General features: G+C 67.1%; 17 protein-coding genes. 6 read left to right on the forward strand and 11 right to left on the reverse strand.

What is annotated here, in order from left to right; all coding sequences use genetic code 11:
- Window positions 1-248 precede the first annotated feature (248 nt).
- Complete coding sequence (locus GGR47_RS06705) at window positions 249-605, forward strand: helix-turn-helix domain-containing protein (RefSeq protein ID WP_147036624.1); 357 nt, start codon at window positions 249-251, stop codon at window positions 603-605.
- Window positions 606-636: 31 nt separating this feature from the next.
- Here GGR47_RS06705 and GGR47_RS06710 read toward each other — a convergent pair whose 3' ends face one another.
- From GGR47_RS06710 to GGR47_RS06720, 3 genes are all read right to left on the reverse strand, one after another.
- A complete protein-coding gene (locus GGR47_RS06710; protein WP_276509320.1) occupies window positions 637-2268 on the reverse strand; it encodes a TadG family pilus assembly protein in 1632 nt (543 codons plus the stop codon).
- Entirely contained in the window at window positions 2265-2735 is a 471-nt protein-coding gene (locus GGR47_RS06715; RefSeq protein WP_147036626.1) for a TadE/TadG family type IV pilus assembly protein, read from the reverse strand. Before GGR47_RS06715 ends, GGR47_RS06710 begins: the two co-directional genes overlap by 4 nt.
- A 152-nt stretch (window positions 2736-2887) precedes the next feature.
- On the reverse strand, window positions 2888-3808 hold the full coding sequence (locus GGR47_RS06720; RefSeq protein ID WP_017980289.1) for an ABC transporter ATP-binding protein: 921 nt from the start codon (window positions 3806-3808) through the stop codon (window positions 2888-2890).
- Between the two features lie 221 nt (window positions 3809-4029).
- Between GGR47_RS06720 and GGR47_RS06725 the strand changes: the two genes are divergently transcribed.
- Both GGR47_RS06725 and tldD read left to right on the forward strand, forming a co-directional pair.
- Window positions 4030-4266, forward strand: a complete 237-nt coding sequence (locus GGR47_RS06725; RefSeq protein ID WP_017980288.1) for a zinc-finger domain-containing protein — start codon at window positions 4030-4032, stop codon at window positions 4264-4266.
- Between the two features lie 36 nt (window positions 4267-4302).
- The gene (gene tldD, locus GGR47_RS06730) at window positions 4303-5730 is read left to right on the forward strand and encodes a metalloprotease TldD (protein ID WP_147036627.1); all 1428 of its coding nucleotides are present in this window, start codon (window positions 4303-4305) and stop codon (window positions 5728-5730) included.
- 4 nt (window positions 5731-5734) lie between these two features.
- On the opposite strand, the gene GGR47_RS06735 is transcribed toward tldD, so the two are convergent.
- Window positions 5735-6031: a CcdB family protein gene (locus GGR47_RS06735; RefSeq protein ID WP_147036628.1), complete on the reverse strand. Its 297-nt coding sequence runs from the start codon at window positions 6029-6031 to the stop codon at window positions 5735-5737.
- Window positions 6031-6321, reverse strand: coding sequence for a type II toxin-antitoxin system CcdA family antitoxin (locus GGR47_RS06740; protein ID WP_244305132.1), 291 nt, complete (start codon window positions 6319-6321; stop codon window positions 6031-6033). The genes GGR47_RS06735 and GGR47_RS06740 overlap by 1 nt, the downstream gene beginning before the upstream one ends.
- A gap of 2 nt (window positions 6322-6323) precedes the next feature.
- Between GGR47_RS06740 and GGR47_RS06745 the strand changes: the two genes are divergently transcribed.
- The 3 genes from GGR47_RS06745 to GGR47_RS06755 all read left to right on the forward strand — a co-directional run bounded on the left by GGR47_RS06745 (window position 6324) and on the right by GGR47_RS06755 (window position 8373).
- Window positions 6324-6524, forward strand: a complete 201-nt coding sequence (locus tag GGR47_RS06745) for a putative signal transducing protein (RefSeq protein ID WP_043060897.1) — start codon at window positions 6324-6326, stop codon at window positions 6522-6524.
- A gap of 141 nt (window positions 6525-6665) precedes the next feature.
- Complete coding sequence (locus GGR47_RS06750) at window positions 6666-7004, forward strand: P-II family nitrogen regulator (protein WP_017980283.1); 339 nt, start codon at window positions 6666-6668, stop codon at window positions 7002-7004.
- A 10-nt stretch (window positions 7005-7014) separates the two neighbouring features.
- On the forward strand, window positions 7015-8373 hold the full coding sequence (locus tag GGR47_RS06755) for an ammonium transporter (protein WP_147036629.1): 1359 nt from the start codon (window positions 7015-7017) through the stop codon (window positions 8371-8373).
- Between the two features lie 578 nt (window positions 8374-8951).
- Here the strand turns inward: GGR47_RS06755 and ribH are convergent.
- The 6 genes from ribH to GGR47_RS06785 form a co-directional block, all read right to left on the reverse strand.
- Window positions 8952-9371 carry a 6,7-dimethyl-8-ribityllumazine synthase gene (gene ribH, locus GGR47_RS06760; RefSeq protein WP_043060888.1) on the reverse strand — a complete coding sequence of 140 codons (420 nt, stop codon included), beginning with the start codon at window positions 9369-9371 and terminating at the stop codon, window positions 8952-8954.
- A 3-nt stretch (window positions 9372-9374) separates the two neighbouring features.
- On the reverse strand, window positions 9375-10514 hold the full coding sequence (gene ribB / locus GGR47_RS06765) for a 3,4-dihydroxy-2-butanone-4-phosphate synthase (RefSeq protein WP_147036630.1): 1140 nt from the start codon (window positions 10512-10514) through the stop codon (window positions 9375-9377).
- Window positions 10504-11118, reverse strand: a complete 615-nt coding sequence (locus tag GGR47_RS06770) for a riboflavin synthase (protein WP_116460362.1) — start codon at window positions 11116-11118, stop codon at window positions 10504-10506. The genes ribB and GGR47_RS06770 overlap by 11 nt, the downstream gene beginning before the upstream one ends.
- The gene (ribD, locus tag GGR47_RS06775; protein ID WP_183949502.1) at window positions 11103-12131 is read right to left on the reverse strand and encodes a bifunctional diaminohydroxyphosphoribosylaminopyrimidine deaminase/5-amino-6-(5-phosphoribosylamino)uracil reductase RibD; all 1029 of its coding nucleotides are present in this window, start codon (window positions 12129-12131) and stop codon (window positions 11103-11105) included. Before ribD ends, GGR47_RS06770 begins: the two co-directional genes overlap by 16 nt.
- 20 nt (window positions 12132-12151) lie before the next feature.
- Window positions 12152-12580, reverse strand: a complete 429-nt coding sequence (locus GGR47_RS06780; protein WP_244305135.1) for a hypothetical protein — start codon at window positions 12578-12580, stop codon at window positions 12152-12154.
- A 75-nt stretch (window positions 12581-12655) separates the two neighbouring features.
- Complete coding sequence (locus tag GGR47_RS06785) at window positions 12656-13729, reverse strand: DUF3667 domain-containing protein (RefSeq protein WP_147036632.1); 1074 nt, start codon at window positions 13727-13729, stop codon at window positions 12656-12658.
- Window positions 13730-13792: the final 63 nt, after the last annotated feature.

The following is a 13792-nucleotide window of genomic DNA, read 5'->3' on the forward strand; positions in this document are numbered from 1 at the left end:
TCCGGAAACGCCCCCCGTACGTCCCACCGCAAGGATGGCGGCCGGCGGGCAGGGCGGGACGGGGATCAGACATCGGACCGCTGTGGCATAAACCGGGGCGTGTAGGACAGTCGGTTTCGCGTAGGGGCCGGCCGATCCCGCAATTGGTATGACGGCGGGAAACCGATTGCGGCGCTCTGCGTCTTGTGACTCACGTGTGACAGGTTCGACGCGGCATCGGGAAAAGCCGCTTCAGGGAGGCGGTGCCCATGACCGTTCTGATCGGACAGACGCAATATTCCGTTGCCGCGCGCGCGGCGTTGCAGCGCCATCGATCGATCCGCGACCATTTCGCAGCCGAGCTGTTCGCCGAACCGGCGCTGGAGGCGCTGCTGCAATTGTTCATCGCGCAGGAGGAGGGCGTACGGCTCAGCATGCTGACGCTCAGCCGGCAGTGCAGCGTATCCGAATCGACCGGCCTGCGCTGGATCGCCCGGCTGGAGGCGCTGGGCTATTGCGACCGGATCGCCGATCATCAGGACCATCGGCGCTCGTGGATCGTGATGAGTGACGATGGGTGCCGGCGGATGCGGCGGTGGCTGGATACGCAACCGCGCGAGGCGTGAGAGGGATGGCCTTCTCACGGGGTGGGGCGGGTTAGCCGACGAGTGCCGGTGCGCCGCAGCGTGCGCCGACGACGCGCAGGTCGGCCTGTCCGATGCGGACGCCGGCAAGCTGCTGCACTTGTTCGAGGATGCCGTCGAGCGCGGGCGCGACGCCGGACAGGGCGCTGAGCAGAGGGGCGGTGACCGGCGACGTGCTGACCGTGAGCCCGAGCACGCTGATCCGGAGATCGAGCCGCTGGAGCAGCGAGGCGATGAGGCCACCGAAGGCTTGGGTGGTGTTGATCGTCTTGACCGCACGGTCGGCGATATCGCCGGGGGTGAAGGTCGCCCGCGTCCAGTCGCTGCCGCCGACCTGCACGTCGGCGAGGCCGGTCACGGCGGTCACCAGCACCGACAGCAAGGTGGCCGGTTGGGGCTGGAGCGGCGCATTGAGGTTGCGCAGTGCGGTGTCGGACACCTGGCCGATGATGGCGCGCATCGGCGTGACCCGCCCGTCGACGCCGACGGTCGCGCCGCCGGTGCCGCAGGCGACCGAGGCGAGCCGTGCCTCGCCGCCCGCGCCCTCCAGGATCACCGGCAGGTTGGCGGTGGCGAGGCCGAGGCCGGCGACGTCGATCCGCGCATTGAGCGCGATGCGGATTTGCGAGGTGCTGACCGTCACCGACGAATCGCGGCCGACGCGCACCCAGGGCGAGGTGGCGACGCGGCTGCCGATGATGACCGTCGCCTTGGTCGATCCGACGCCCATCACCTGTCCGCCGAGGTCGAGCGTCAGCTGACGGTCGCCGCCGGTGCCGATCAGCGCTTCGCGCAGCAGTTCGTCCGCGCCGACGTTGAGCGATTTCAGGATGGTGCCGTCGCCCAGCTTCACGATGCGGGCGAGATCGACCTTGGTCGGGGGCAGTTTGACCGCGATGCTGCGCAGCACGGAGGCGCCGGTGCCCGGCGTCGCCGCATCGGCCATCGCGGTGACGAGCGTCGGCAGGTCGACCACCGCCGAGGCGGTGCTGTCGAACGTGCCCAGGCCGACCCCGGCGCGCGTCTTGAGCAGCCCGGATAATGCGTAGAGATCGACGTTGGCGCCGACCAAAGCGTTGTAGTCGGCGACGCTGAGGTTCAGATCGACGCCCGCCAATTGCGACAGCAGCATGCCCGGAAGGCCACCCTGAACGTTGACCAGGCGGCTGCCGACGCTGATCGCCGCCTCCCCCGTCCGCGCGGCGATCGCCGCGGCGCGCAGGTCGACGTAGCGCCGACCGGTGAGGATACCCGAGAAGAACAGGGGGATGCGCTGGCTCGCCAGCACCTGCACCGCGGCGACGCCATTGGCGGCCGGCTGGAAGCGCGCCGCGACCGGGACCGCCGGATCGGGGTTATAGGCGCCCGATTGCGCGGTGACGATCGTGACGCTGGGCGCGCTGTCGGCGGCGACGGCGCTTTGCGCCGCGGTGCGCGGGTCGCCGCCCTGCAGGACGGCGGCCATCGCGGCGCGATCGGTGATGCCCTGCAGCTGGCGCTTGCGCACGACCATCCAGCCGTAATCGACGGCGAGCGAGGCGGCGCTGAGGAAGATGACGATCAGGAAGACGGACATGACCGCGACGCTGCCGCGCCGATCGCGCGCTAGTCGTCCGAACGGGGGGACGGCGAAGCGAACCCTCACAGACCCCCCAGCAGGATGGTGGCGCGCTGGACGATGCGGCTGGGCGGGGCGGGCACGAAGGGCAGGCGCAGATTGCCGTCGCGGCTGGCGTCGTAGGTGACCGTGATGGTGAGCTGGCCCGTCCCCTCGCTGACCGCGATCGTGGCGCGCTGCATGTCGTAGCGGCCGAGATTCTTGAGATGCTCGGTCGCCTTGCCCGTGGCGAGGTTGCGCCGTTCGGTAGCATCGAGGCCGGCGATGGCGGCGCGGGCGCCGTCGTTCGCCGCCTGCTGGATGCCGTTCGCGACCAGGAACCACCAGGCGTAGGAGATGATGCCGAAGGTCAGCATCAGCATCACCGGCAACAGGACGGCGAATTCGATCAGCATCGATCCGCCCGTATGGGACAGAATTGCCGCAATCCTCCTGCGGCCGCGGCCCGCGGTCCGGGCGCTGACGGCGTCGGTGCGAACATCAACTCCGGTCATTCTCTTTCCTCCATGACGAGGCATGGAGGATGTTGCCTCAAGTCGATCTAAACATTTCTGTCAGAACGACTTTGAGGTGATTTTCGGACCGGATTCGTTTGTTTGACGTACTATTGCCGACGTACGGTTTTGTTTCGTTATCGTAAGATTGCTCAGGCGTCGGTGCGGGTGAGGCTGAGGAACACGTCTTCCAGATCGGGTTCTTTGGTCGTCACGTCGACGATGCCGAAGCCGTCGTTCTGCACCGCGGCGAGGACTTCGCCGGCATTCACCCGATCCTTGGCATAGGTGATTTCGAGCGTCCGGCTGCCTTTCAGGACGATCTTGGCGAAACAGGCGTTCTGCGGCGGCGTCGCGACGTCGCGGTCGACGGTGACCGCCACCACCTTTTCCTGCGCCTTGCCGACGAGGTCGCGCGTCGGTTCGTTGGCGATCAGGCGGCCGTGGTTGATGATCGCGATGCGATCGCACAATTCCTCGGCCTCTTCGAGGTAATGGGTGGTGAGGACGACGGTGACGCCGGCAGCGTTCAATTCACGGACATAGGCCCACAATTGCTGGCGCAGCTGGATGTCGACGCCCGCGGTCGGTTCGTCGAGGACGAGGACGGGGGGCGAATGGACCATCGCTTTGGCGACCATCAGCCGCCGCTTCATGCCGCCCGACAGCGTGCGGGCATAGGCGTTCGCCTTGTCCTCCAGATGCACCGCGCGCAGCAAATCGAGGCTGCGGCGCTGCGATTTGGGCACGCCGTAGAGGCCTGCCTGGATTTCCAGCGTCTCGATCGGCGTGAAGAAGGGGTCGAACAGGATTTCCTGGTTGACGATGCCGATCGACGCCTTGGCGTTGCGCGGATGCGCGTCGATGTCGAAGCCCCAGATTTCGGCGCTGCCCTCAGTCTTGTTCACCAGGCCGGCGAGGATGTTGATGAGCGTCGACTTCCCTGCGCCATTGGGGCCGAGCAGGCCGAAGATCTGGCCGCGCGGCACGTCGAAGCTGACCCCGTCGAGCGCGCGCTTGCCGCCCTGATAGGTCTTGCAGAGGTTCTGGATGCGGATCGCGGCCTCGGTCATGGAGCGGGGCATACGCTTGTGGCGGCGGGGTGCAACCCATTCCGGTGGATGCATCCTCTTCCTTCATCGTCATTCCCGCGAAGGCGGGAATCCAGACTGGCTAGCGGTGCGACTCTATCGTTGCGGTTCGGAGGTTATGGATTCCCGCCTTTGCGGGAATGACGAAGGGGGGAGAGCGCGGAGGATTGATGGGACGGGCGCGCCTTGCTATCCGCGCATCCATGATCGCGCCGCCCGAAATCGTCCGTGTCTCCCAACGCCGCGTCGCCTGCGACGGCGCCACCGACATTCCCGGCGGTGCGGCGCTCGGCCATCCGCGCGTGTTCCTGCAGATCGACGAGCATGGCTATATCGACTGCGGCTATTGCGATCGGCGCTTCGTGCTGATCGGCGGGCCGGCGGATGGCGTCGATCAGGCGACGTTGCGTGACATTTCGGAAGGCGCGAGCCCGCGCTAACTAGCCGGGCCGCATCGCGCGCCTATATTGGCGGGTATGACCGTATCCGCCGATCCCCGCTCGTTCCTGTATCGCGACGCGCTGTCGCCCGACGCCGCGCTGCGGCTGACCGCCGAAACGCTGGGGGCGGCCGACGATGGCGAACTCTATCTGCAATATCGCAAGGCCGAGGCATTCGGCTTCGATGACGGGCGGCTGAAGACCGCGAGCTACGACACCAATGCGGGCTTCGGCCTGCGCGCCGTGTCGGGCGAGATGACCGCCTTCGCGCACGCCAACGAGCTGTCCGAAGCGGCGATCCGCCGCGCGGGCGAGACGATGGCGCTGATCGACCCGTCGAACGGTGCCAAGGCGCCGCCGCCGCAGGGCACCAATCGCCACCTCTATACCGATGCCGATCCGCTCGACCTGGTGCCGTTCGCCGCCAAGGTGAATTTGTGCCAGACGATCGACGCCGCGGCGCGCGCGCGTGACCCGCGCGTGGCGCAGGTGTCGGTGGGCCTCAGCGGCACGTGGAGCGTGGTCGAGATCGTGCGGCCCGACGGCTTCGTCGCGACCGACGTGCGGCCGCTGGTGCGGCTCAACATCCAGATCGTCGTCGAACAGAATGGCCGGCGCGAGACGGGCAGCTTCGGTATCGGCGGGCGCTATCTGTACGAGCGGCTGATGGAGCCGGCGGTGTGGAACCGCGGGATCGACGAGGCGCTGGCGCAGGCTTTGGTCAACCTCGAATCGGTCGCGGCGCCGGCGGGCGAGATGACCGTCTTGCTCGGGCCGGGCTGGCCCGGCGTGCTGCTGCACGAGGCGATCGGCCATGGGCTGGAGGGCGATTTCAACCGCAAGGGGACGAGCGCGTTCTCGGGCCGGATCGGCGAGCGTGTCGCGGCGCCGGGCGTGACGGTGGTCGATGACGGGTCACTGGCCGACCGGCGCGGGTCGCTATCGATCGACGACGAGGGCACGCCAACGCGCGAGACGGTGCTGATCGAGGACGGTATCCTGAAGGGCTATATGCAGGACCGGCTCAACGCGCGGCTGATGGGCGTGGCCGCGACGGGCAACGGGCGGCGCGAAAGCTTCGCGCATGCGCCGATGCCGCGGATGACCAACACCTTCATGAAGGATGGCAAGGACGATCCCGCCGAGCTGCTATCCCGCGTGAAGACGGGCATCTTTGCCAAGAGCTTCGGCGGCGGACAGGTGGATATCGTGTCGGGCAAGTTCGTGTTTTCCTGCACCGAGGCGTACCGGATCGAGAACGGCAAGCTGGGCGCGCCAATCAAGGGCGCGACGCTGATCGGCGACGGGCCGACGGTGCTGACCAAAGTGCTGGGCATCGGCAACGACTTCGCGCTCGACGAAGGGATCGGCGTGTGCGGCAAGGGTGGGCAGAGCGTGCCCGCGGGCGTGGGTCAGCCGACGCTGCTGGTCGATGGGCTGACGGTGGGGGGGACGGCGGCCTGAAGGATCAGGCCGTGCCGATCAGCACGTCGATCGCGTGCATAATCGTATAGTGCTCATGATCAAGCGAGCCTTCCCGCCTGCGTAAATCGCTCGTCCGCAATGCGGCGGCCAGTTGCGGTACGAGGACAAGCGTCTCGTCACGGAACGCGATAACGGGATTGATGCGGGCGTGTGGTGCCGGCCCTTCGCCGCGTGGGAGAAGGGGTACTACAAAACGGGTGCCGATCTCGTCGAGGAAGTCGGCCTGACAATCCACGACCAGCGACCCGTTCGCCAAGCTGTACACATCGAACCGCGCCATCAGAACAGCCGGTATTTTTCGAGGGGGAGTTCGTTCTCCTCGACCCATCGGCGATGGGCCGTGATCCAGTCGCGGTTCTCTTCTTTCCAGCTCGCATCGCGCAATTTGCGCCCCGCCTCGCGGATCGCGGCTTCACTGACCTGCGACAGGTTGACGCCGGCTTCTTTCGCCATCGCCACGATACCCGTGTCGAGAGAGAGGTTGACGGGCTTGCGCTTGCCGGATGCGATCGGATCGTGCTTCATGCTGTGAAAATATGCGCATGGTTCATGCGCGTCAACGGAGCGCATCCATGTCCCTCGTCGAACTCGGTCGCTATGATCGCAACCTGGCCAATATCCTCGTCGGGCGGCTGGCGGCGGAAGGGATTGCGGCGATCGCCTTCGATGGCGGCGCGAGCATCGCCGATGGCAGCTATCTGCTGATCCCGGTCCGCGTGATGGTGGACGAGGACGATCTGACGGCGGCGCAGGACATCGTCGGCGCTGCCTGATTTTTGGGCAGAGAAAGCGCGCTGCACAATAATCTGACGTTGCCTGCGCCGACTGCGCACGAAATGCCCTGAAATCCTGCCAAATCGTAAATGGCACGGTCGTTGCGATGCAGCATGCCGTCTGATGCGAAGGGGGCAGGGATGAAGCTGGTCATTGCGATCATCAAGCCGTTCAAGCTCGACGAGGTGAGGGAAGCACTCACCACGTTGGGGGTGGCAGGGATGACGGTTACCGAGGTCAAGGGGTTCGGCCGCCAGAAGGGCCAGACCGAAATTTACCGCGGCGCCGAATACAGCACCAACATGGTGCCCAAGATCAAGATCGAGGTGGTGTGCGCCGCCGACCTGGCCGACCGGGTCGTCGAGGCGATCCAGGCATCGGCGAACACCGGCGCGATCGGCGACGGCAAGATCTTCGTGCTCGACGTCGGGCAGGCGGTGCGCATCCGTACCGGCGAAACCGACGATTCGGCGCTCTGAGGGGGGTAAGATGAAGCTGACACAGAAAATCGCCGGTGTCGGGGCGGCCTGCGCTGCCGCGGCCTTCACCGCACTGCCGGCCTTCGCCCAGGCGGCGCCCGCGGCGGCACCCGTCGTCGCGACGGTCAACAAGGGCGACACCGCCTGGATGATGACCAGCACCGTGCTGGTGATGATGATGATCCTGCCGGGCCTCGCGCTGTTCTACGGCGGTCTCACCCGCGCCAAGAACATGCTGTCGGTGATGACGCAGATCGGCGCGGTCGCGTGCCTCGCCATGCTGATCTGGGTGATGTACGGCTATTCCCTCGCCTTCGGACCCGACCTTGCCGGTGGCGGGGTGCTGACCAACTTCATCGCCAGCTTCGACAAGGCGTTCCTGCAGGGCGTGACCGCGGCGTCGCAGTCGGCAACCTTCACCGCGGGCGTCGAAATCCCCGAATATGTCTTCATCTGCTTCCAGATGACCTTTGCCGCGATCACCGTCGCACTGGTGCTGGGATCGGTGGTCGAGCGGATGAAGTTCAGCGCGGTGATGGCGTTTGGTGCCGTCTGGCTGACGATCGTCTACTTCCCGATCGCGCACATGGTGTGGGCATCGTCGGGCCTGTTCTTCAAGGCGGGCGCGCTCGATTTTGCGGGCGGCACCGTGGTGCACATCAACGCCGGCGTCTCGGCGCTGGTCGCATCGCTGATGCTCGGCAAGCGCATGGGCTATCCCAATACGCCGATGCCGCCGCATTCGCTGACCCTGACGGGCGTCGGCACCGGCCTGCTGTGGGTCGGCTGGTTCGGGTTCAATGCGGGTAGCGCGCTGGAAGCCAATGGCTCGGCGGGTCTCGCGATGATCAACACCTTCGTCGCGACGGCGAGCGGCGGCCTGTTCTGGATGCTGATCGAGCGGGTGCGCGGTCACAAGGGGTCGGCGCTGGGCTTCTGTTCGGGCATCGTCGCCGGCCTGGTCGCGGTGACGCCCGCGGCGGGCAATTCGGGTCCGTTCGGTGCGATCGTGCTGGGTGCGGTTGCTTCGGTGGTCTGCTTCTTCGCGGTGTCGGTGCTGAAGCCCAAGCTCGGCTATGACGACGCGCTCGACGCCTTCGGCGTGCATGGCATCGGCGGCATGATCGGCGCGATCGGCACGGGCATCGTCTATGCCCCGTCGCTCGGCGGACCGGGTGCGGCGGATTACGCCATGGGTGCCAAGCTGCTGGTGCAGATCGAGGCGGTCGCAACGACGATCGTCTGGGCCTCGATCGGCACGGTGATCGCGATCACCATCGCCAAGCTGCTCACCGGCCTGCGCGTCAGCCCCGAAGTCGAGCAGGAAGGCCTCGACCTCGGCGAGCACGGCGAGCGCGCCTACAATTGATCGGGAGCGGGACGCTAGGTCCCGCACCCCACCGACGTTCCTCCTGCGGACGACCCTGGCCCGGTACGGTGACGTACCGGGTCTTTTTTGTGTTCGCGCGAAGACGCGAAGACGCGAAGGGGTGCGTGAGGGGTGGGCGTCAGCCTGTCTTGCTCGTGATGGGGAGGGCAGGTGGCTGGCGGCGGGTGCCTACCTCTTCGCGGCTTCGCGGCTTCGCGTGAATTGTTTTTGCGCGCAGAGGCGCGGAGGGCGCGGAGGACGCGGAGGACGCGGAGGGCGCAGAACGGGCGGATCATTCTCGTTCGTGCTGAGCTTGTCGAAGCACGTCGTGCCACAGGGGCGGGTGTGCGTGGGGCGACCCGCCCTTCGACAGGCTCAGGGCGAACGGGGTGTGTGGGAGCACAGCCCGCCCTGCCCTTTCCGTCGTCATCCCGGCGAAGGCCGGGATCCATGGAAACGCGACGCAGCGGTTGCGCGCCTACGTCAGCCGCACTCCCGTCCATGGATCCCGGCGTGCGCCGGGATGACGAGAGAAGGGGGCGGGTGTGTGGGAAGTACGTTGCGCGGGCGTGCGCGGTTCAGCCCAGTTGCGCGCGCAGGTCCATCATGGCGATCGCCGCCTGGGCCGCACCGCCGCCCTTGTCGAGCTGGCCGGGGTCGGCGCGGGTGATCGCCTGCGCTTCGTTTTCGGTGGTGAGGATGCCGTTGCCGATGGCGAGGCCGTCCATGGTCAGCGCCATGATGCCGCGGGCGCTTTCGTTCGAGACGATCTCGAAATGATAGGTCTCGCCGCGGATCACGACGCCCAGCGCGACGAAGGCGTCGTAGCGGCTGGTGTCGGACGCCAGCGCGATCGCGCCCGGCACCTCGAGCGCGCCCGGCACCGTCACCGTCTCATGCGTGTGGCCTGCCGCCTCGATGGCGGCGCGGGCACCGGCGAGCAGCATGTCGTTGAGATGGTCGTAGAAGCGGGCTTCGACGATGAGGATATTGGCCATGGGTCAGCCTTCGCCTTCGATGCGGCGCTCGGCGACGATCGACAGGCCATAGCCGTCGAGCCCCACGAGCGTGTGGTGGGTGTTGGTCAGCAGGATCATGTCGTGGACGCCGAGTTCGGCGAGGATCATCGCGCCGACGCCATAGTCGCGCAATTCCTCCATCGGCACCTCGACCTGCTCGCCGGCATGGCGGCGGACGGCGGTGGTGAAGCCGTCGGCACGCTGGCGGTTGATGATGACGATGACGCCCGAGCCTTCTTTGGCGATCATCTCCATCGAGCGCTGGAGCATGCGGCTGCGGTCGCCGTCCTCGCCGAACACGTCGGCGAAGGGGGAGAGCGCGTGCATGCGCACCAGCACGGGCTGCGTCACGTCGAGCCGGCCCTTGACCAGCGCGATCTGTTCGGTGCCCGTCGCGGTGTTGCGATAGGCGCGTACCGCCCATTCGCCGCCCCAGCGGCTGGTGAAGCGCGTTTCCGATACCAGAGAGACGAGGTGGTCGTAGCGGCGGCGATAGGCGATCAGATCGCGGATCGTGCCGATCTTGAGGTTGTGGAACTGCGCGAAGGTGACGAGGTCGTCCATCCGCGCCATCGTGCCATCCTCGTTCATGATCTCGCAGATCACGCCCGAGGGGTTGAGGCCGGCGAGGCGCGAGACGTCAACGGCCGCCTCGGTGTGCCCTGCGCGCACCAGCACGCCGCCGTCGCGTGCGACGAGGGGGAAGACGTGGCCCGGGGTCACGATGTCGGCGCGACCCTTGCCGCTGTCGGTCGCCACCGCGATCGTGCGGGCGCGGTCGGCGGCGGAGATGCCGGTCGTCACGCCCTCGCGCGCCTCGATCGAGACGGTGAAGGCGGTTTCGTGGCGGGTGCCGTTGTTGCGGCTCATCAGGTCGAGGCCGAGTTCCTCGACGCGGGTGCGCGTCATCGCGAGGCAGATCAGGCCACGGCCGTGGCGGGCCATGAAGTTGATCTTTTCAGGGGTAGCCATTTGCGCGGGGATGACGAGGTCGCCCTCGTTCTCGCGATCCTCGTCATCGACGAGGATGAACATGCGGCCGTTGCGCGCCTCGTCGATGATCTCTTCGGGCGACGACAGGAAGGCGTGGCGGAGCTGGGCGATCTCAGGGTTAGCGGCCACGGTAATGCTCCATGCGTTGCAGATAACGGGCGAGGACGTCGATCTCGATATTGACCATCTGGCCCTGGGCGAGGGCGCCGAGCGTCGTCACCGCCTGCGTATGCGGGATGAGGTTGACGGAGAAATGGGTGGTGTCGCCCTGATCCTCGACCGTGTTGACGGTGAGCGAGACGCCGTCGATCGTGATCGACCCCTTGGGCGCGATGAAGGGCGCGAGGGCGGCGGGGACGGCGAAGCCGATGCGGTGCGAATCGCCCTCCGGACAGATGCCGATCACCTCGGCGATGCCGTCGACATGGCCGGTGACGATATGGCCACCGAGTTCGTCGCCGAGCTTCATCGCGCGTTCGAGGTTGAGGCGGCGCCCTTCGACCCATTGGTCGCGCGCGGTGCGGGCGATCGTCTCGCCGGAGACCTGGACGTCGAACCAATGATAGTTGGCCGTGCCCTTATCGATGACGGTCAGGCAGACGCCCGAACAGGCGATCGAGGCGCCGAGGTCGATCGTGTCGGGGTCGTAGGAAGTGGCGATGCGCACGCGCGTGTCGCCCTCGCTCTGAACCCGTTCGATCGTGCCGATATCGCTGACTATGCCGGTGAACATGGGGTGCGCTCGTAGACCTCGAGCCGGTCGCTGCCAAGCTGGCGCGCATCGTGGAGCTGCCAGCGGCCGTGTGCCGATCCGAGATCGGTCAGGCCGATCGCGCCGATCGCGGGCAGGCCCCCGCCAATGACGATGGGCGCGCGGTAGAGGAGCAGGCGATCGACGAGGTCTTCTCGCAAGAAGGCGGCGGCGGTGCCCGCGCCGCCCTCGACGAGCAGGTGGTCGGCGGGGAGGGTGGTGATGGCGGCGGGGGTGGGGATCCATGCCGGGTCGCCCTCACCCTTCCGCGGCTCCGCCGCTCCCTCCCTCTCCCGATGGGAGAGGGAAGAGGCGCGCAGCGCCGAAGGGTGAGGGTGGGTCTGAGACAGCACGACGCGCTGCGGGCTGCGTCCCTCCAGCCCCGGCAGGCGCACGTCGAGGGTCGGGCGGTCCGCCTCCCATGTTCCCCGGCCGACGAGGATCGCTTCGTGGCGGGCGCGTTCGAGGTGGGCGTGGGCGCGTGCCTCTACGCCGGTGATCCAGCGACTGGTGCCGTCGGCGAGCGCAATGCAGCCGTCGAGCGAGGTGGCGAGCTTCAGCGTCACGAACGGGCGGCCGAGGCGGCGGCGGGTGAGGAAGCCGGCCATGCTGCGCGCCGCATCGGCGGCAAGCAGGCCGACCGCTACCGCGACACCGGCGGCGCGGAGCCGGGCGATGCCCTGGCCGTTGGTGCGCGGGTCCGGATCGCCGAGCGCGATCGCGACGCGCGCGATGCCGGCCGCGATCAGCAGATCGGTGCAGGCGGGTCCGCGCGCCGAAAGATGGGCACAGGGTTCGAGCGTGACATAGGCGGTAGCGCCGCGCGCGGCGTCGCCCGCCTGCGCGAGCGCCATCGCCTCGGCATGCGGGCGGCCGCCGGGCTGGGTCCAGCCGCGACCGACCACTTGATCGTCGCGGACGATGACGCAACCGACATTGGGATTGGGGGCGGTGCGGCCGCGCGTGCGCTCGGCGAGCGCGAGCGCGGCGACCATCCACCGCGAATCGTCCGTGCTCACAGCCCCATTTTATTCATCGCGTCATCGACCTTCTTGAACTGGCTGCGCAATTTCTCCTCGCGCGCCTTTTGCGCGGCGATGCGCTTGTCCTGTTCGACCTTGTCGATCGCCTGCTGCGCCTTGATCTCCGCATCGGTGCGGTTGGCGGCGTAATTCTTGAAGTAGATGATGTTGGGTTGATAGGGTTCGGGCGGAATGTCGTTGCGCATGAAGGCGTAGACGAAGAACCCCGTGATCGCGATCGCCAGCGCGAGGAAGCCCAGGTCGCGCGGTTCGCGCTGCGACAGGAAAAAGCGCAGGTCGCGAATGGCCCGCACCGGCGAGAAGCGGCTGAAGAACTGCATGGGGGAAAGATAGGCGCAGGCTCGCGGCTCGACCAGCCCCTCCCGTGCAAACGGCCGTTCGTGCTGAGCCTGTCGAAGCACGGCTGTCCGGGGGCGTTACGCTCGAGGCAACCTGCCCTTCGATAGGCTCAGGGCGAACGGTGCGAGGGTTGGGGGTCAGTCGGTCAGCCCATGGACCAGCAGCAGCGAGACGAAGGTGAGCAGCGCCGCCCAGGCGAAGACGAGCAGCACCGCGGTACGCCACAAGGCAGAAAAGGTGCGCAGCGAATAGGCGCCGCGTAGTTGGCGGAACATGTGGATCGGCGGCAGCGCAAAGACGGCGAGCACGATCCAGCCGCTGCCGATGCCGATGACGCCGGCGATCATCAGTGTGATCACCATCAGCATCATGAAGGCGAGGCTGTAGGTGACGAAGATCGCGTGATCATACAGGCCGAAGCGGCGGCGCCACAGGAAGAGCAATGCGACGAAGGGCGTCGAGATCGGGATCAGCAGCCAGCTGTATTTGTACGCGCTCGATTGCAGCTTGTAGAGCGCGAGGCCGGGATTCTTATTGGCCTTTTCCAAGCCATGGTCGAGGCTGGCCCAGCCGGTCTTGGCGTTGGTGAACGACGTTTCCACGCTGTCGCCGCCGGTCCCGCCCGCCTGGGTCCGCTTCAGCGCGGCGATCGCGGTTTGCAGGCCAGCGATGTCCTGATCGATCTTTTCGGTCGGTTTGCCCGCCGCGACTAGCTTGGCGCGTGTCTTCCGGGCGAGGTCGAGCTGCTTTTCCACCTTCTCAACGCCGCCGGCGATGCCGACGATGTGGCGGCTGACGCCTTCGGGTGTCGCGAGTTCGGCGATGTCGCCGCCCAGCGCGCTGATCGTCGCGAACATCAGGAAAACGGTGAACAGGAACACGGCGAGCGGCGAGACGAAGCGCGCGCGTTCGCCGGCGACGTAGCGGCGGGTGAGATCGCCGGGACGCCAGACCAGCATCGGCAGCGTGCGCCAGATCTTGCCTTCGAAATGGAAGACGCCGTGCGCGATCTCATGCCCGATCGCGCCGATCGTGCGATGGACGTGGCCACTCTGCCCACAGGCGTGGCAATGCGCGCCGATCAACCGCGTGCCGCAATTGAGGCACAGGCCGTGGCCGTGCTCGCGTGATTCCCCGGCGTGCGGCTCCACCGTGCGGGCGGCGAGCGCGCCCGTGATGAAGTCCCCTGCTGCTGCAATATCCCCCGACATAGTAGCAGCTTAGCAAGCTGTATCGGCCGGGCAAGATCGTCTTCGTGGCATAAGGCGGGGTGG

This window comes from Sphingomonas aquatilis, assembly GCF_014196115.1.
Lineage (GTDB): Bacteria > Pseudomonadota > Alphaproteobacteria > Sphingomonadales > Sphingomonadaceae > Sphingomonas > Sphingomonas aquatilis.